Origin of the sequence: Shewanella sp. 10N.286.51.B7, assembly GCF_002873615.1 — a bacterium.
In the GTDB taxonomy this organism is placed as follows: domain Bacteria; phylum Pseudomonadota; class Gammaproteobacteria; order Enterobacterales; family Shewanellaceae; genus Shewanella; species Shewanella electrodiphila.
Genome location: NZ_MCUF01000012.1, coordinates 83,824 through 102,239, shown reverse-complemented (window position 1 = coordinate 102,239; position 18,416 = coordinate 83,824). Strand labels below are relative to the sequence as shown.

Sequence of the window (18,416 nt, the reverse complement as noted above, 5' to 3'; positions counted from 1 at the left end):
TTGAGTTTGTCATTTGTACAACCTTAAAGAACACCTTTACTTGAAGGTAAAATATCACCCTCGACTTTAACCGCTTGACGCAGTGTTCTACCTAACACTTTAAACAAGGCTTCAACCTTGTGGTGATCGTTATCACCTTCAGTACTGATGTGCAGGGTACAACGAAGACCATCTGCGAATGAACGGAAAAAGTGTGGCACCATTTCAGTGGCCATTTCACCTACCATTTCTCGGTCAAATTGTGCATTGAACTTGATGAGTGGGCGACCAGAGATATCCATTAGACATTCACCGTTTGCTTCATCCATCGGCAAGCTAAAACCAAAGCGCGCAATGCCACGTTTATCGCCTAATGCTTGACGTAGTGCATCACCAATAGCGAGTGCGGTATCTTCAACACTGTGGTGATCATCAATTTCTAAATCACCATCAACACTCACGTCCATTTTGAAATTACCATGGGTTTGGATTTGATCAAGCATATGGTCAAAAAAGCCAATGCCAGTATCAATTTTGCCTTTGCTGGTATCGTCTAGGTTAATGTTAACTTTGATATCAGTTTCTTTGGTCGTACGTACCACTTCACTGGTGCGCCCTTTATTCAGCAGGGCATCGGTAATGGCTAACCAATCTAAGCTTTCACGTTGATATTGAAAGCTGGCAATGCCCATTGCATTAGCCAGTTCAACATCGGTATGGCGATCGCCAATGACTGCTGAAGTGGTAAAATCGACTTTACCTTGGGTTAAGTACTCTTTAACTAAGCCAAGTTTAGGTTTACGGCAGCTGCAATTTTCATGGTCAAAATGTGGACAAATGACCACGTCATCAAATTTAACCCCTTGGCTTTCGAATATTTGCATCATCATATTATGTGGTGCATCAAAGTCAGCTTGTGGGAAAGAGTCTGTGCCTAAACCATCTTGGTTTGAGACCATGACTAGACGAAAGCCCGCATTTTGTAATTTTAACAATGACGGAATTACTTGCGGTTCAAAGACAAGTTTTTCTAATTTATCTAATTGCTTATCAATTGCCGGTTCTTCGACTAATGTGCCATCTCTATCAATAAACAATATTTTCTGCTTCATGGGACTTCCTTAAATTTTTTGTCATTCTGTATGGTTATCAGTGACGTTCTTACGAGGTTAAACATTAAGGTTTACAGCTGTTTACAGCACTAACTTATGCCCTAACTCGAGCCCTGATAACGCTATTATTTGTTTTTACTAAAGATGGAAATGAGCCTATCGGTATCTGATTCTTGGCTGAAACTAAAACGAATTCGATTTTTTAAGCGTACATCTTTATATGCTCTTGCGACTATCCCAGCCTGCTGTAGCGATTGGCTGACTGCATCTGTGTTAGTAAATTCTGCTAACACAAAGTTGCCATTAGCGGGTAGCACTTTGGCACCGTAAACTTCAAGCGCTTGGCTTAAGCGTTTACCTTGCTCAGCTAATAGACTCACTTGCTGACGCATTAATGCAACCCCCTGTGCTGATAACGCTTTTTCTGCCACTTCAGATACAGGTAGTGGCACAGGGTAAGGGGCGATGACGCACATGATTAAATCGATAATGTCAGTGTTTGCCATTAAAAATCCACAACGCGCACCTGCAAGTGCAAAGGCTTTAGATAGGGTTCTTAGCACCACAAGGTTTGGGTATTTCTCGATTAAATCCGCGACTGAATACTCAGCTGAAAATTCAATGTACGCTTCATCGATAACCACAATAGCATTAGGCATAGCGGCAATAGCCTGTTCAATGTCTTGTTTGCTAATGATGGTACCCGTAGGGTTATTCGGATTACAAATAAAGACAACTTTGGCACCCGCAGTTTGCTCTGCAAAACCATTAGGTAGTTGATATTCATCAGTTAACGATAAATTAATAACATCAACATTCACGGTTTTGGCACTGATGGCATACATACCATAAGTGGGCCCGAAACAGGCAATACTGTCTTTTGCTGGGGTGCAAAAAGCGCGAATAAGAAGTTCAATGCCTTCATCTGCGCCACGAGTTGAAACAATTGACTTTGCTGCCACGCCCGAATATTCACTGTATGCTTTTATCAAACTTTCAGGCTGGCATTCAGGGTAACGATTAAGTTTATTGAGTTCACTATTATTAAAAGGTGATTCATTAGCATTAATCCATACATCACCACGACCACCAATACGTCTTGCGCTTTCATAAGGCGTAAGATCAAGTAACTCAGGTCTAGCGAGCCTTTGTGCTAGTGTTAATTCGCTGTTTTGCTTTATGGAATTAGCCATTATCTTCTTCTTTATTTAACCAGTGGTGATGTATGCGTTTATAACGAAGCCAGTCTAATGGCTACGGCATTTTTATGTGCATCAAGTAATTCGTTTTCAGCTAATACCATGACTGTTTCCCCTAAGCTTTGTAAGCCTTGTGGGGTGAGCTCTTGTACCGTGAAGCGGCGCGAGAAATCAGCGAGCGATAAACTTGAAACACTGCGGCTGTAGCCATATGTCGGTAATACATGGTTTGTGCCACTGGCATAATCACCAACAGACTCAGGTGTATATGCCCCTAAAAACACACTACCGGCAGCACGTATATTGGTTAAAATGGCTCTTGGGTTTTCAGTCTGAATAATTAAATGTTCAGGGCCGTATAGGTTTGAAACCATCGCAGCTTCAGTCATGTCTTTCACTAAAATAGTGCGGCTACAACTTAAGGCTTCTGCTGCAATATCTTGGCGAGAAAGTTCAGCAAGCTGTTTTTCTAGTTCAACATTGACCGCATCGGCGATATTGGCTGATTCAGTTACTAACATCACTTGCGAGTCTGGGCCGTGCTCTGCCTGAGACAATAAATCGGCTGCGATAAATGCAGGGTTTGATTTCTCATCTGCAATGACGAGTACTTCTGATGGCCCTGCTGGCATATCAATGGCGACACTACAGCGACCATCTTGCGATACTAAACGTTTAGCTTCGGTAACAAAGCGGTTTCCTGGTCCGAATATTTTATCGACTGCAGGAACTGATTCAGTACCAAAAGCCAGCGCGGCAATCGCTTGAGCACCGCCCACTTGATAGATCTCAGTAATACCACACACTTTGGCTGCGTAAACAATCGCATCATTGATGGGTGGTGGGCTTACTAGCACTCTTTGCTCACAACCTGCAATTCTTGCGGGTAGTGCTAGCATCATGACGGTAGAAATCAACGGAGCACTGCCACCAGGAATATACAAACCCACTTTTTCAATCGCTTCAGAGCGAAGTTCGCAGCGAATACCCGGCTGAGTTTCCACATCAATAGCTTTGAAAGCCTGTGCCTGGTGAAATGTCTCGATATTGCTAACCGCATTTGCAACTGCTTGTTTAACGTCATCACTGACTCTTTCACAAGCTTGTTCTATCTCAAGTGCCGATAAACCCAAAGATGAAACATTAATACCATCAAAACGTTGGCTATACTGCTTAAGTGCTTCATCTCCATCTGCAACGACGGTATTGATGATGTCACGTACAGACTGTTCAACACTGTTGTCACCAATCAAAGGCGAGCGAAGTAACGCTTGCTGCTGTGCTTGTTGGCTTAATTGATCCCAATTAAGTATTTGCATTGATTGTTTGATTTGCATTTACCGCTCCGCTACTGCTATTTCGTTAACGCTAGTATTTTTATCTGCTGATGAGTTATTAAAACTAGCCAGCCATTTTTTCAATTGGCATCACTAGAATTGAGCTAGCACCGAGCGCCGTTAACTCTTCCATTGTGTCCCAGAATAAATCTTCTGTGCTGACTGCGTGAATTGCGACGCGATCAGTATCATCGTTAAGTGGTAAAACCGTTGGGTTTTCAGCACCTGGCAGTAGGGCTACAATTTGATCTAATGTTTCTCTAGGTGCGTGCAATAAGATGTACTTACTTTCGCGGGCACGAACTACGCCGTTCATGCGAGATAAGATTTTATCGATTAATGCTTGTTTACCGGGCTCTTGCTCTTCAGCTGACTGGATAATACAAGCCATTGATTGGTAGATAACGTCAGTTTCGTACAATCCATTGGCTTCAAGGGTTGCACCTGTTGAAACTAAATCGCAAATCCCATCAGACAGACCCGCACGCGGTGCGACTTCAACAGAGCCTTTTAACATACAGTCACTGTAGTTAATGCCTTTTTCCTGCATATAGCGGCGAAGCAGGTTAGGGTATGAAGTGGCAATGCGAAGTCCTTCAAGTGAGCTGGCATTTTCATAGCTAAACTCATTTGGTACGGCTAATGATAAGCGACAAGCACCAAAGTCTAATTCACGCAGTTTTACACACTCAGCTGGCTTGCCTAAAGTTTGGCGTTCAATTTGTTCTTCTTCGAGAACATTCTCGCCAATAATACCTAAATCAACGACACCATCCATGACTAAACCTGGAATGTCATCATCACGTACACGTAGTAAATCGATTGGCATATTGTCAGCGTGAACGATGAGTCGTTGCTCATTCACATTGAATTTAACGCCACAACTTTTCAATAATTTTTGTGACTCTTTTGATAGTCGACCAGATTTTTGAATCGCAATACGCAGTCTGTTATTTTCGCTCATGGTGTAACCCCTAATAAATTTAATATAAAAACAATAATTTAAGCCTAAAAACTAAAAAACCCCTGAAATTTCTTTCAGGGGTTTGTGTATTTTTTTACAACCGCCTGAAGGAAATAGTCCTCCGGCAGTAAGCATCCGAAGGCTACCGCAAATGGTGATGATGATGGTTTGTATCGACTCGGATGAACATAATAAATTCTCTTTAAATTAGCTTGTGTAATTTCATTACAAACAATCTAACCCCTTTTAAATTTGTTTGCAATACAGAATAAAGACTTATTGTGATTTTTTTCAAAATAAAAAATATAACTTATATCAGTATGATTTTTAGACTTATTTTTGTTCTGTTTGTATATACAAGTAAGCGAAACACTGCTGATATATCGACAGGTTTGATTGTGAAAATTTTATAAAGGAAATGAAAGTAAGAAAGTTAATTTCAAACTTAGTCTTACTCGTCAATTCAACTTAATATTTAATGTTACCTAGTATTTGAATTGTTAAGCGTGCTAATTACATAGATAATATGATAGATAAAAGCCGTTAGTCTGATAACCCGATAAAAAGTGGTACCAATGAGTTCATCTTTAAGAGTTAATTGTGAGCAGTAGATTACAAAAAGAAGTCGAATTAGCTTTTTCATCTGAAGGCGCTTTAGCGAAAAGTATTCATCAATACCGACCAAGACAGAGCCAGTTTGATATGGCAATGGCGGTGAGTGATGCCGTCGCTAATAAGCACAATCTCATTTTAGAAGCGGGTACAGGTGTTGGTAAAACTTATGCTTATTTGATCCCTGCATTATTGAGTGGCAAACAAGTTATCATCAGTACCGGCAGTAAAAACCTTCAAGAGCAATTATTTTTTAAAGATTTACCCTTATTGCTGAAAATGTTTTCTGTCGCGCCAAAAACTGCTTTATTAAAGGGTCGCAGTAACTATTTATGTCAGCTAAGGCTTGAGAAAAACCTGCAGAACATCAGCAAAATGTCTCCTCAAGTGGTAGATGAACTCATTAAGATCAACCAGTGGGCCAGTATGACCAAAGATGGTGATATTGGAAACCTGACTGCCGTTGCTGAAAACTCTGCCACTATTGGCACGGTGACTAGCACTAAAGAAAGCTGTACGGGTAAAAAGTGCGCTTATTACGATGCTTGCTTTAGTCGTAAAGCAAAAATTAAAGCCCAGGATGCAAAAGTGGTGGTGGTCAATCATCATTTGTTTTTTGCTGATCGCTTATTAAAAGACACAGGCTTTGCTGAATTATTACCTGAAGCGGACGTGGTGGTGTTCGATGAAGCGCATTTAGTGCCAGATGTTTGCATTAATTATTTTGGCCAACAAATTGCCACGCGAGATATAGACCGTCTATTAAATCAGGTGATTGATGTTTATCGCACCGAGCTGCGTGACACCATCCAATTAGAGCAATTAAGTCAGCGAAGCTTAGTGAAATTATCCCATTGGCAAAACGAGTTACTGGAAGCTGAAGTGACCGATTGGCGCCAAGTCATATCGAACAAATCACTTGCGACTCAATCATGGGACTTATTAACCGAGCTGACGATAATTTTGAAGGTCACCACTGAGCATGTCGGGCGTAGCGAGACATTAGATTCTATCGTCACTCAACTTGCTACTTTGATAGGCAATTTGCAGAGCTATTTTGAATGCCATGATCAAAACGCCGCGTACAGTGTTGAACCTAGTGGCCGCTTTACCATGTTGAGAGTTGCGCCAATTAATATTGCCAAACAATGTCAGCAGTTATTTGATAAAAACACCCAATGGATTTTTACCTCAGCGACATTGCAAGTAAATCGTCAGCTTAAACATTTCGCAGACGAATTAGGTTTAGGAAAAGCAAAACAAATTATTCTAGATAGCCCATTTGATTACCCAAATCAGGCGTTATTTTGTGTGCCAAGGCATCTGGCTAAATCAGGCCAATCTGCGGCTAATGTCAATCAACTCGTTGATGTTTGCACTCAAGCGATTAATGCAGCGCAAGGCCGTACCTTTATTTTATTTACCAGCCATCACATGCTACAGCAAGTGGCAATAGCACTGCAGCGTAAGGTCAATTACCCTTTATTAGTCCAAGGCCAAGCCAGTAAGCAAAGCTTATTGAATAAATTCCGTCAGCTCGGCAATGGGGTTTTACTGGGTACTAGCAGTTTTTGGGAAGGCATTGATGTTAGGGGGCGTTTATTAAGTTGCGTGATCATTGATAAACTGCCATTTGTATCACCTGACGATACCTTATACCGTGCAAGGGCCGCCAATGCAGAGCGAAGTAATAAAGATCCATTTCAGACTATTTCATTACCGCAAGCAGTGATCAGTTTGAAGCAAGGAGTAGGGCGTTTGATAAGGGATGAAAAAGATCGCGGCGTATTAATTTTGTGTGATAACCGTATAGTGAACCGTCCATATGGTGAGGCTTTTATTAACTCTTTGCCGCCAATGAGCCGTACTCGAGATTTAGATACTGCGTTAAGCTTTTTAAAACGTATCCCATAAGTTATTATATCGTCCATTATTTAAAGATATATTCTAGGGCCTGTTGTTCTTTGCTGGTTAAGTTTAGTTCGAAATAAAAGCGTTGTAATCGAGGCGGATGAGTTGATGCCTAGTCATCTAAGCATCTTTTATTGACAAAGATGCATTCAACAAAGAGTAAAACGCTTTTAATCGAACCCCTTGGGCAGCGTTTGTTGGCCATTTTTACTACGTTATCGACTTTTTATGTAGAATAACTACACTACAAAGTCTCTGCCTTGTAATAATGGCCAATAACTCGCTGCATAAACAACCTTGAAAGATCAACAGGCCCTAGGGTTAACAAGGCTTACATGACTCAAATTGATTCAGATTTAACAATACTTGCATTAGATACTTGTACAGAATCTTGTTCTGCGGCTTTAATTAAACAGCAGCAACGATTTAGCCGCTCAGCCAATGCACCAAGAGAGCATAGTCAGCGTTTATTGCCAATGGTTGATGAAGTATTAAAAGAAGCCGAGATCAAAATTGCTGATGTAAACTTGATTGCATATGGCCGTGGACCTGGGAGCTTTACTGGTATCCGTATCTGCACAAGCATGACGCAAGGTTTAGCCCTAGGACATGATATTCCTGTTATTGGCATATCGACGTTAGCGACAATGGCACAAATGGCCATTGACTCAGCTGATGCAAAACAAGTTTTTGTCGCTATTGACGCTAGAATGAATGAAATCTACTGGGGTCAGTTTATTGCAGTCGACGGCATTGCAACTTTGGTTGACGAAGAGTATGTGACCAACCCAGATAAAGTCACGCTTACGTTAGATCCTAAGCAACAAATTATGCTTTGCGGCACAGGCTTTGATGCTTACCCAGATTTGTTAGCTGAAGTTGATTCAATCATCATGACAGATATTAAACTTCCTGATGCTGAAGCTATGCTTAAGTTAGCTAAGGTTGGTTTTGAGCAAGGTTTATCTACGACAGTTGATGATTTAGCACCAGTTTACCTTCGGGATACTGTGACTTGGAAAAAGCTTCCTGGCAGAGAATAACCTAGGTTATCATCACATTTTGAATCTGTGCACGTGAGTTAATTAACCAAAGGAGGACAATTTATGCAACCAGCTATGCAATCAACTATGCACTCATCAATGCAATCATCAATGTATTCGGCCGTTCAGCCATTGTCTTCCTATAACCCTTTCTCAATCAGTAATGGTTCGGCGCCTCAGGCTATTAAGCCAAACGCTTCAGCTCAAGTAGATGCTGTTAGTGATATATCAGCCATTAAAGCGCAATCAAAAACCAACGCTGCAGTTAATAACGTTAATCAAAATGATGGCCAACTTGTTCCGGATAATGAGCAAGTGCTTTATTTTGATGAGTCAGCGATAAAATCTGCTGTTGATGCCAAAGTACAATATGATCAACAAACATCAAGTCATGCTCATCAGCATCATTCTCAAGGCAGTGAAGGTGCAATAAAAGAATACTTGCTCAATCAGCACGCTGCTCAACGGGATCAAATTCAACAAATGGTGGGCATTGATTTATATGCATGAACCTAAGCCGAAAAGCTTATCTGCTATTCCGTCCAAAGGGTTATTTTTTCTAGAACTTTTTGTGGCATTCCTTATTACCAAATTGCCTTTTATTAGCATCCCATTTAAATGGTTTGAAAGTTACTTTCATGAAATTTCTCATGGAATAGCCGCTATTATTACCGGTGGTATGGTTAATCAAATCCAGTTATTTCCAAACGGTGCGGGCTTGTGTTTCACCCAAGGTGGCTTTGCGCCATTAATCACCTTCAGTGGCTATTTTGGCGCTGCGCTTTGGGGATATCTTATATTTTTATTAGCCACATGGCGCGCCGGAATCCGCTTTACTTTAGGTTTACTAGGCTTAACAGTCGTGGCATCTATTGTGTTTTGGGCGCGAGATATACTCACCATTGGTATTCTCATTTCTCTGGCAATGTTTTTATTACTGCCGCTGAAATTCGACCATAGTGCCTGGTTGAATAGTTTATTGCGTATGCTCGGTCTTATGATTGTGCTCAATGCCATGACAAGCCCTACGGTATTATTTGGGCTATCTACTCAAGGTGATGCAGCTAAGCTTTCTCAGCTTACTTGGTTGCCTTCTTGGCTCTGGGTCATCATGTGGTTGGTGTTTAGTTGTTTTATGTTATGGATGTGCTGGCGAAGAGTTGACGACAAAAAACCAGAAACAGTTTAGAGTGATCAACTTAGCAACATTTGCCGTATCAGTTGCTGATTTTAAAAGACAATTTCTTCAGGGAGAAGACAATGAAACGTACGTTACTATTAACCACTGCGCTGGGATTAAGTACACTAGGTTTAGCCACAGTCAGTAGCAGTGTCATTGCACATGACCATGCAAGCAGCGAAAAAGTCCAAGCAGTCAAAATTAACCCACAACTTGCAGCAGCCGTTGCGAGTGAATTTCGTAGCGAAAAAAATGCTGCACGTGATGAGCATCGTAATCCAGCTGAAACACTCGCGTTTTTAGGTATTCAAGCAGATGATACCGTTATTGAACTATGGCCAGGCGGTGGTTGGTACACTGAAATTTTAGCGCCTTACTTAGCTGAAAAGGGCAAGTACATTGGTGGTATTTTTGAGACTAACCCGAAAGAAGATACTAAACGTACGCAGTACTATGCTAAATCGGGCAAAAAATTTGAAACTTGGTTAAGTGACAATAAAGAAGCGGTAGGTAATGCTTCTACCGTGACTTTCCAGCCTCCTGCATCAGTTGATTTAGGTATCGATAATAGTGCTGATTATGTACTGACTTTCAGAAATCTTCATAATTGGGCTGGTCAAAAACAGCTAGAAAACGCGTTCACTGCATCTTATAAAGTACTTAAAGATGGCGGAATATTTGGCGTTGTTGAACATCGCGCAAACCCAGGAATGTCGTTTGATAGTGGCTACATGGATCAAGCTGAAATGATTGCATTAGCTGAAAAAGTGGGCTTCACTTTGGTTGCTGCATCTGAAATCAATGCGAATCCAAAAGACACTAAGGACTATGCGAAAGGCGTATGGACATTGCCTCCACGTTTAGCCCTAGAAGATCAAGATAAGCAAAAGTATCTTGATATCGGCGAAAGCGATCGTATGACACTTAAATTTGTCAAAAAAGCTAAGTAATCTTTTAAGTTAAGTAATCGTTTAACTAAAATACGTATTTGTATTTAGCAAGATAAGAAGTCTGAAATGAATGAGTCAATTGTAAAATCGCAGCAGTATGAGGATGTCGATTTTCAATTGGCTCATATTCGTTTAGCCGCCAAACGTTATGGCGATAAAAATAAACCGATATTACTCGCGCTACATGGTTGGCTAGATAATGCTGACAGTTTTGTGCCATTGGTCAACGCATTTCAGCAGCTTAACCTATTCAATGACTTTCAATTGATTGCGATAGATTGGCCGGGTCATGGCTTTTCACAACATCGTCCTGGGCATTATCCACTGCATTGGATAGATTACCTTTATGATTTAGATGAGTTGATGACAAAGCTAACTAAAGAGCAACCAGTCACAATCATTGGTCATTCACTCGGCGGTATTGTTGCTGCAGCTTATAATGCTGCTTTTCCAAACAAAGTCACTCAACTAGTGTTAATTGAAGCTCTGGCGCCTTTATTTGAGTCTGTTAAACATTCAAAAGAGCGACTCACTCGCAGTTTTAAACAGCACCATCGATATAATCAAGCAGTGCTGCAACAATCTAAGCAACAACAATCGAAGCAAGCCCAAGAACCCAATAGGCAATTATCCATTGAACGTGCAGTCAATGCCCGTCATCAATTAACTGGCATGGACAAACAGTGGTGCGAGTTAATTATTAAGCGTAATCTTGAAATTAAAAATCAGTGTTATTGTTGGAAAAGTGATCCGCGTTTAAAGCTTGATTCACCTTATAGATTAACCTTTGAACAGGTTGACGCTTTAATGAGCGTCAGTGACACACCATGCCTATTAATATTAGCCGAACAGGGCTTTAAACAGTTAAAATTAGCTTTGCCTCAAGCAACATTGTGGTTTAACGATTTAACTGATGTGCAAATAGAAGGGGATCATCATTTGCATATGGGCAGCGCGGACCAAGTTGCTAACACGATTAGAACATTTATTCTAAATTAAGCCTTTAGCACTGCAAAATCACTAGGCTTTTTTTTTCATTTATGTGATTATGGTCTAAATTTAAACGGTCGTATGATTTTTTGTATGGCTGAGAATAATAATTAACAATAACGTTTTTACTGTCGCTAGTATCAATAAAAATAATTTACGCTAGCTTAAGATGCAGTGTTTTTGACACCGTGATTATTGAAGCCATTGCTTCATAGCATGTGTCAGGATAAATAGGAGAAACTTGTGGACCAGCCTTGGATAAATAATCTACCAGAAAACGTACCGGCGGAAATTGATACTAACCAATTTACTTCTTTAGTCGATATGTTTGAATCTGCAGTATCAAAGTATGCTGACCAACCTGCATTTATTAATATGGGGGCGACATTAACTTACCGTAAGTTAGAAGAAAGAAGTCGTGCATTTGCAGCCTATTTACAAAATGAATTAAAGCTTGAAAAAGGTGACAGAGTCGCCTTAATGATGCCTAACTTATTGCAATATCCGATTGCATTATTTGGCGTATTACGTGCTGGTATGGTTGTAGTTAACGTCAATCCGCTTTATACCCCACGTGAACTAAAACACCAATTAGTCGACTCTGGTGCCAAAGCCATTGTTGTCGTCTCTAATTTTGCACGTACGTTAGAAGAAGTGGTTGCTGAAACGCCTGTAGAGTCAGTGATCATTACTGGTCTTGGAGATCAACTAAGCGCACCCAAACGTACATTAGTTAATTTCATTGTTAAATACATCAAGAAGATGGTGCCAAAGTATGATTTGCCTCATGCACTTTCTTTTAGGCAGTCATTAACTAAAGGTCGCCGCCTGCAGTATATTAAACCTGAAATTAACGCTGAAGATTTGTCATTCTTGCAATACACAGGTGGTACAACTGGTGTATCCAAAGGGGCAATGCTTACCCATGGCAATGTGTTAAGTAACGTTTTACAAGCTAATGGCGCATATTCACCAGCGCTTAAAGACGGCACAGAATTTGTTGTTACTGCATTACCGCTTTATCATATTTTCGCATTAACGGTTAACTGCTTATTGTTCCTTCATAAAGGCAGTAAAAACTTATTAATCACTAACCCTCGTGATTTACCCGCTTTTGTGGGCGAACTTAAAAAGTATCCTTTTACTGCGTTAACTGGGGTAAACACCTTGTTTAATGCCTTAGTCAATGATGAAGATTTTAAGAGTCTAGATTTTAGTCGTCTAAAATTGTCAATTGGCGGTGGTATGGCGGTGCAAAAAGCGGTTGCTGATAAATGGCAGAACATTACTCAAACCCGCTTACTTGAAGGTTATGGCTTAACTGAAGCTTCACCATTGGTTACGTGTTGCCCATATAACCTTGATGGTTACAATGGATCTATTGGTTTCCCTGCACCTTCAACGGACATTCAAATCCGTGATGATGAAGGCAAGGTGTTAGCACAAGGTGAGACCGGTGAATTGTTTGCTAAAGGTCCTCAGGTGATGAAAGGCTATTGGCAGCGCCCTGAAGAAACAGCTAAAGTCATTGATAAGAATGGCTGGTTAGCGACAGGGGATATCGGTTACATGGATGAAAAGGGCTTTTTCTTCATTGTTGACCGTAAAAAAGACATGATCCTCGTTTCAGGGTTCAATGTATTCCCTAATGAAGTTGAAGATGTCGTTGCATTGCACCCAAAAGTGATTGAAGTTGCTGCTGTTGGCGTACCAAATGATGCTAGTGGTGAACTAGTTAAAATATTTGTTGTTGCTAAAGATAGCAGTTTAACTGATGCCGATATTATTAAGCATTGTCGTCATCATTTAACAGGATATAAGGTACCAAAGCTGGTAGAATTCAGAGACGAGTTACCAAAATCCAATGTAGGTAAGATTTTACGACGAGAACTTCGAGACGAAGTTAAATCAGCGTAAAGTAGAGCCGGCAATAGCCGGCTTTTTATTGCATATCATTTATGCTTACATTGGCGCTAAGTTAATACTGGAGAGAATTTTGTTATCGTTTGAATACATTAGCGACCAAGCAAGCCTTGAGCAATTAGTCGCTCAATACCAGCAAAGTGAGTTACTGGTATTAGATACCGAGTTTGTCAGAACAAGAACCTATTACGCTAAGTTAGGTTTAATTCAAGCATATGACGGTAAAACGTTGGCTTTAATTGATCCAGTTGCTTTACCTGATTTAAGTTGTTTTTGGCAGTTATTATCCGATCCGAAAATCACCAAACTAGTCCATTCGTGCAGTGAAGATTTAGAAGTGTTTGCCCGTTATGGTCAATGCCAGCCATCTCCATTATTTGACAGCCAAATTGCAGCCAGTTTATGCGGTTTAGGTCATGGTGTTGGTTACGCAAAATTAGTGCAGCTGTTTTTAGACATTGAAATTGACAAAGGCGAGTCGCGAACTGACTGGATGAAACGTCCGCTCACAGATGCACAGCTTCAATATGCAGCCAATGATGTTTATTACTTATATAAACTTTACCCAGAACTGTTAGCTAAAGTCACTGAAGCTAAAAGAATGGATTGGTTACTTGAAGAAGGTGAGCGCATGACTGAAGGGCGCTTAACGCCGCCTAATGAAGAGCTTGCTTATTTAAAAATTAAAAACGCATTTCAGTTATTCCCAAAGCAGTTGGCATACTTGAAAGTGTTAGCGACATGGCGATTACAAAAAGCGTTAAAGAAAGACTCAGCGCTTGGCTTTATCATTAAAGATCATGCGTTGATAGCGCTCGCTAAAAAACAGCCTAAAACGGTAACTGAGCTGAATCAGTTAAATGATTTAACGGATCATGAGAAACGTTTTCATGGCAAAGAGTTAATCAAAATACTGCAAACAGCAGACTTAGAAAACTTACCTGAAGCCGTTGACGTTATTGCACTTAAGAATGGTTACAAAGCATCATTTAAAGAAGTTAAGGTGATTTTAGCGGCCATTGCTGAAGAAAAAGAAGTAGCAATTGAGTTTATTGGATCAAAACGTTTGATACATGAATTCTTGCTATGGCTTCATCATAAGAAACAAACGCCAACGCCTTTGTTATTGTCGGGCTGGCGCGGCAAGCTTGTTAATGAAGCGCTTGATAATATCAAATTTGGATAAATTTCCTGTAATTGACTGTGTCAATTGCTATAAATCGAGTCAATAAAAAAGCCTAGATAATCCATTGTTATCTAGGCTTTGTTTATGCATATAAATCAGATACTGACTTACTCATACGACTAGCTCATACAATTAGCTCATTCGAGCGTTACATCATATGACCATCAAAATATGCCTAAGGTTACTTACCGTCAGGTAAGGTAACATTGAGCTCTAATACAGAGAGTTTGTCATCATTTTGGTCAAGTTGCACTGACACTTGATCTTCAGATATTTGTACATACTTACGAATGACTTCAATGATTTCTTGCTTCATTTTAGGGAAGTAATCAGGCGCATCACGCTCGCCGCGTTGATGGGCGACAATTATCTGCAAACGCTCTTTTGCTGTAACAGCAGTATTCGGTTTTTTATTGCTTCTGAAATAATCGAGTATTGACATAATTAGCTACCAAAAATCCTTTTCAAGAATCCCTTTTTCTCTTCAGTAAGGAACCTAAACGGCACTTCCTCACCAAGTAAACGTTGTACAGTGTCAGCGTAAGCTAAACCTGCGTCGCTTTCGTCATCATTAATGACAGGAATGCCTGAGTTAGAGGCTTTGAGTACAGCTTGCGACTCAGGAATAACCCCCAATAATTTGATGGCTAAAATTTCAGACACATCCTCAACACTGAGCATCTCACCTGTTTTAACTCTAGCAGGAGAATAACGAGTTAGTAATAAAAACTCTTGAATTGGTTCAAGATTTTGTTCAGCGCGGCGAGAACGACTCTGCAACATACCTAAGATACGATCTGAATCTCGTACAGAACTCACTTCTGGGTTTGTGGTTACGATAGCGATATCTGCAAAATAAAGTGCCATCATTGCACCTTGTTCAATACCCGCTGGTGAGTCACAAACAATGTAATCGAAATCTTTGCTTAATTCGTCAAGTACACCGCCAACGCCTTCTTTGGTTAACGCATCTTTGTCACGGGTCTGGGAAGCAGGAAGAATAAACAGTTTGTCGCAACGTTTATCTTTGATGAGTGCTTGATTTAGATTCGCTTCACCATTAATGACATTGACAAAATCATAAACAACACGGCGTTCACAACCCATAATTAAATCAAGGTTACGTAAACCGATATCAAAATCGATTACGACGGTTTTTTTGCCTTTTAATGCTAAGCCGGTTGCAATCGCAGCGCTTGACGTTGTTTTACCAACGCCGCCTTTACCTGATGTGACAACAATTATTTGTGCCATTTGTTATTATATCCTTTTAAGTTGCCAACTATTGAGGCAATGATTCAACCATGAGTGTATCGCTAGTTAAGCGGATGCAACCTCGCTGATCGCTACAATGCTGCTGCAAATGTTCTGCTAGCCAATATTGCCCAGCAATTGAAACTAATTCTGCATCGAGTGAGTTTGCAATGATAATACTGTTTCTATCACCAGCAGCTCCAGCCATAGCTTTACCGCGTAAAGCGCCATATATATGAATGCTACCATCTGCAATGACTTCAGCACCATTACCGACCGCACCAAAAATGATTAAATCGGCATTTTTTGCATATATTTGCTGCCCAGAACGCACATTTTGTTTAATGATTTTGGTTTCTTTTGTCGGAGCTGGCATGTTTTTGGCTTGTTTGCCTGATTTTACGATGGCTAAGCCTAATGTTTTAGCCTGCTGACTAATGCTTTCATTAGCAGATGTTACACCAACTATGATCAGTTGGTTATCAGTAAGAAGTTGTTTTAATGCAGCGAGATCAACATCATGACTTTCAATTGCGCTTAAATTTAAGATTAAAGGCGCACCAATGAAAAACTGGGGTGCTTGAGATAACTTAGTATCTAAATCAGCAGCAATGGCGTTAAAATCATGTGTATTAATATGAAGTACTGAAAGAGTAAAAGATGTGGCTTTCAACTCAAGACTTTGTGTGGCCATCCAGGCGTTAATCTCCAAAAATGTCAGTATGAGAACTGAATTGCAATAATTTATTAATTGTCCATGTTATAGTGTGCGTAGTTGACTATCAAGCAAGAAACAGAGGAATTTAACCCCAAAATGATATGTGCCGTATATAAAAGTAGCCGAAAACTTGATACCTACTTATTTGTTGAGAAACGTGATGTTTTTGATGCTGTTCCAGAACCTTTAATGAAAATGTTTGGCACGCCTAAGTTGGTCATGTTGGTTCCATTGTCTAAAAGAGAAGAACTTGCGATGGCTGATATCGAAAAAGTCAGATCTGAATTAGCTGACAAAGGTTTTTATCTTCAGTTACCACCACCGGTGACAAATTTATTGGATGAGCACCGTAAAAGTTTAGGGCTCAGTGATTAAAGTCGCTTATATTATAAGTGATGATTTATTTTGGAATATTGGTTTGTTTTGAATTCCAGTTTGTATAAGATAATATCTTGATTTTATGTGGTTATGTATTGGGTATTTCGACGTTAACACAAATGTGTTAACGTTAAGTTAATAAGAACAAAAACAGCAATAATGAGTTAATTTAGGACAATTTATGATTGGGAAGATCATTTCATCTGTAATAGTAACTTTTTTTACTATTAATTTGGCATATGCTCAACAGAGCGTCAGTTTTGATGATTACTTAGCTACATTAAAAGATAAAGCCTTGCTTGCTGGTGTATCACAGACCACCATTAATGAACATTTTTCAAAAATTAAAGTGTTTAAGCGTGCTACTGCAAATGGTTCTAACAGAACAATAAACCTTGAAAGTTACATTCCTCAAAATGCACCAGAAATTACTGTCAGCACAGCCCGAGCAATGTTTAAAGAGCAACATGAATCGCTAATTGATTTAGGTGACCGTTACGGCATTCAGCCGCGTTTTTTAGTTGCCTTATGGGGGATGACCTCGGAATTTGGTGAGCAAAAAGGCAATTTCCCAATTCTATCTGTAACAGCATCTAATGCATATTCAGGCAACAAAGAGCAATTTTTTGTTGATGAGTTTATTGCAGCGTTAAAAATTCTGGATAATACCCAAATACAATATGAACAACTTATCGGTTCATCAACAGGTGCCATGGGGCATATGCAATTGATGCCTTCGCAGTATTTACAATACGCTCAAGATGGTAATGGCGATGGATTAAAAGATATTTGGAATAACCAGTTTGATGCTTTTGCAACTGCAGCTGCGATGTTAAAAGATGCTGGCTGGAAAAATGATGAGACTTGGGGTCGACAGGTGAGCTCAATAAATCCAATAGACAGTTATATGGTTGGCACTGAATATAATGAGACATTCACTGAATGGCAAAAATTAGGTGTTAGACGTTATAACGGTAATGACTTACCTAAACGTGATGATATGCAAGTATCATTATTAATGCCTGATGGTGACAAAGGTCGTCAATATTTGGTTTATAATAATTTCCGCTTATTACAAGCATGGTCAGTTAAAGAACATTTTTTACTCACTGTGACTTACCTTTCAGAACGAATTAAAAATCCTCCAATCAATTAATGGTACAATGTCGGCAATGTAACGCTAATGCTGTATTGAACTATGTCATTTTGGATTGAAAAAAAACTGCACGAATTAACCACCGTGCAATGGGAATCATTGTGCGATGGTTGCGGCAAGTGCTGCTTAAACAAATTAATTGATGATGAAACTGAAGAGTTGTATTACACCGATGCCGCTTGTCATTTATTAGATGATGAATCATGTAATTGTCGTCGTTATCCTGAACGTTTTAAATACGTACCAGCATGTACAGCCATTACGGTTGATAATGTCGCTGAATTGACTTGGTTACCTGATTCTTGTGCTTATAAACGCCTCAATGAAGGCCGAACGTTACCAAGTTGGCATCCGCTTATTACGGGCTCTAAAGACGCTATGCATGCGGCGGGGATATCAGTAAAAGGCAAAACCATTAATGAAAAACGTGTCCGTGATGTTTTTGACCATATTGTACTTTGGCCTTTAAAAGACATCGATTAGTTTGCATCGAAAATCGTTATAATACCCAACAAAAAAGCACT

The 18,416-nt window shown here is 39.9% G+C and carries 18 protein-coding genes; 11 read left to right on the top strand and 7 right to left on the bottom strand.

What is annotated here, in order from left to right; genetic code table 11:
- Positions 1-23 precede the first annotated feature (23 nt).
- The 4 genes from hisB to hisG all read right to left on the bottom strand — a co-directional run bounded on the left by hisB (position 24) and on the right by hisG (position 4,591).
- On the bottom strand, positions 24-1,091 hold the full coding sequence (hisB, locus tag BCU84_RS01125) for a bifunctional histidinol-phosphatase/imidazoleglycerol-phosphate dehydratase HisB (RefSeq protein WP_102526258.1): 1,068 nt from the start codon (positions 1,089-1,091) through the stop codon (positions 24-26).
- Positions 1,092-1,216: 125 nt separating this feature from the next.
- Positions 1,217-2,284, bottom strand: coding sequence for a histidinol-phosphate transaminase (gene hisC, locus BCU84_RS01120; protein WP_102526257.1), 1,068 nt, complete (start codon positions 2,282-2,284; stop codon positions 1,217-1,219).
- 38 nt (positions 2,285-2,322) lie between these two features.
- Positions 2,323-3,609: a histidinol dehydrogenase gene (gene hisD / locus BCU84_RS01115; protein WP_102526277.1), complete on the bottom strand. Its 1,287-nt coding sequence runs from the start codon at positions 3,607-3,609 to the stop codon at positions 2,323-2,325.
- A gap of 82 nt (positions 3,610-3,691) precedes the next feature.
- Positions 3,692-4,591 (bottom strand): ATP phosphoribosyltransferase, encoded by a 900-nt coding sequence (gene hisG / locus BCU84_RS01110; RefSeq protein ID WP_102526256.1) that lies wholly within the window; start codon positions 4,589-4,591, stop codon positions 3,692-3,694.
- Between the two features lie 600 nt (positions 4,592-5,191).
- Here hisG and BCU84_RS01105 point away from each other — a divergent pair.
- The 8 genes from BCU84_RS01105 (at position 5,192) to rnd (ending at position 14,386) form a co-directional block, all read left to right on the top strand.
- Positions 5,192-7,117: an ATP-dependent DNA helicase gene (locus BCU84_RS01105; RefSeq protein ID WP_102526255.1), complete on the top strand. Its 1,926-nt coding sequence runs from the start codon at positions 5,192-5,194 to the stop codon at positions 7,115-7,117.
- 332 nt (positions 7,118-7,449) lie between these two features.
- Positions 7,450-8,157: a tRNA (adenosine(37)-N6)-threonylcarbamoyltransferase complex dimerization subunit type 1 TsaB gene (tsaB, locus tag BCU84_RS01100; RefSeq protein WP_102526254.1), complete on the top strand. Its 708-nt coding sequence runs from the start codon at positions 7,450-7,452 to the stop codon at positions 8,155-8,157.
- A gap of 63 nt (positions 8,158-8,220) precedes the next feature.
- Positions 8,221-8,667, top strand: a complete 447-nt coding sequence (locus tag BCU84_RS01095; RefSeq protein ID WP_102526253.1) for a hypothetical protein — start codon at positions 8,221-8,223, stop codon at positions 8,665-8,667.
- Complete coding sequence (locus BCU84_RS01090) at positions 8,660-9,346, top strand: M50 family metallopeptidase (RefSeq protein WP_102526252.1); 687 nt, start codon at positions 8,660-8,662, stop codon at positions 9,344-9,346. The genes BCU84_RS01095 and BCU84_RS01090 overlap by 8 nt, the downstream gene beginning before the upstream one ends.
- A gap of 71 nt (positions 9,347-9,417) precedes the next feature.
- Positions 9,418-10,287, top strand: coding sequence for a class I SAM-dependent methyltransferase (locus BCU84_RS01085; RefSeq protein ID WP_102526251.1), 870 nt, complete (start codon positions 9,418-9,420; stop codon positions 10,285-10,287).
- A 66-nt stretch (positions 10,288-10,353) separates the two neighbouring features.
- Positions 10,354-11,286 carry an alpha/beta hydrolase gene (locus tag BCU84_RS01080; RefSeq protein WP_102526250.1) on the top strand — a complete coding sequence of 311 codons (933 nt, stop codon included), beginning with the start codon at positions 10,354-10,356 and terminating at the stop codon, positions 11,284-11,286.
- Positions 11,287-11,520: 234 nt separating this feature from the next.
- Positions 11,521-13,194 carry a long-chain-fatty-acid--CoA ligase FadD gene (fadD, locus tag BCU84_RS01075; protein ID WP_102526249.1) on the top strand — a complete coding sequence of 558 codons (1,674 nt, stop codon included), beginning with the start codon at positions 11,521-11,523 and terminating at the stop codon, positions 13,192-13,194.
- A gap of 79 nt (positions 13,195-13,273) precedes the next feature.
- Complete coding sequence (gene rnd / locus BCU84_RS01070) at positions 13,274-14,386, top strand: ribonuclease D (RefSeq protein ID WP_102526248.1); 1,113 nt, start codon at positions 13,274-13,276, stop codon at positions 14,384-14,386.
- A 181-nt stretch (positions 14,387-14,567) separates the two neighbouring features.
- On the opposite strand, the gene minE is transcribed toward rnd, so the two are convergent.
- Genes minE through minC form a run of 3 tightly spaced genes read right to left on the bottom strand, consistent with a single transcriptional unit; the run spans position 14,568 to position 16,334 of the window.
- Complete coding sequence (minE, locus tag BCU84_RS01065) at positions 14,568-14,828, bottom strand: cell division topological specificity factor MinE (protein ID WP_102526247.1); 261 nt, start codon at positions 14,826-14,828, stop codon at positions 14,568-14,570.
- Positions 14,829-14,830: 2 nt separating this feature from the next.
- On the bottom strand, positions 14,831-15,640 hold the full coding sequence (gene minD / locus BCU84_RS01060) for a septum site-determining protein MinD (RefSeq protein WP_102526246.1): 810 nt from the start codon (positions 15,638-15,640) through the stop codon (positions 14,831-14,833).
- Between the two features lie 28 nt (positions 15,641-15,668).
- On the bottom strand, positions 15,669-16,334 hold the full coding sequence (minC, locus tag BCU84_RS01055) for a septum site-determining protein MinC (protein WP_102526245.1): 666 nt from the start codon (positions 16,332-16,334) through the stop codon (positions 15,669-15,671).
- A gap of 120 nt (positions 16,335-16,454) precedes the next feature.
- On the opposite strand from minC, the gene BCU84_RS01050 reads away from it, so the two are divergent.
- The 3 genes from BCU84_RS01050 (at position 16,455) to BCU84_RS01040 (ending at position 18,375) form a co-directional block, all read left to right on the top strand.
- Positions 16,455-16,733 carry a YcgL domain-containing protein gene (locus tag BCU84_RS01050; protein ID WP_102526244.1) on the top strand — a complete coding sequence of 93 codons (279 nt, stop codon included), beginning with the start codon at positions 16,455-16,457 and terminating at the stop codon, positions 16,731-16,733.
- A 184-nt stretch (positions 16,734-16,917) separates the two neighbouring features.
- Positions 16,918-17,892 carry a lytic murein transglycosylase gene (locus tag BCU84_RS01045; protein WP_102526243.1) on the top strand — a complete coding sequence of 325 codons (975 nt, stop codon included), beginning with the start codon at positions 16,918-16,920 and terminating at the stop codon, positions 17,890-17,892.
- A 42-nt stretch (positions 17,893-17,934) separates the two neighbouring features.
- The gene (locus tag BCU84_RS01040) at positions 17,935-18,375 is read left to right on the top strand and encodes a YcgN family cysteine cluster protein (RefSeq protein WP_102526242.1); all 441 of its coding nucleotides are present in this window, start codon (positions 17,935-17,937) and stop codon (positions 18,373-18,375) included.
- Positions 18,376-18,416: the final 41 nt, after the last annotated feature.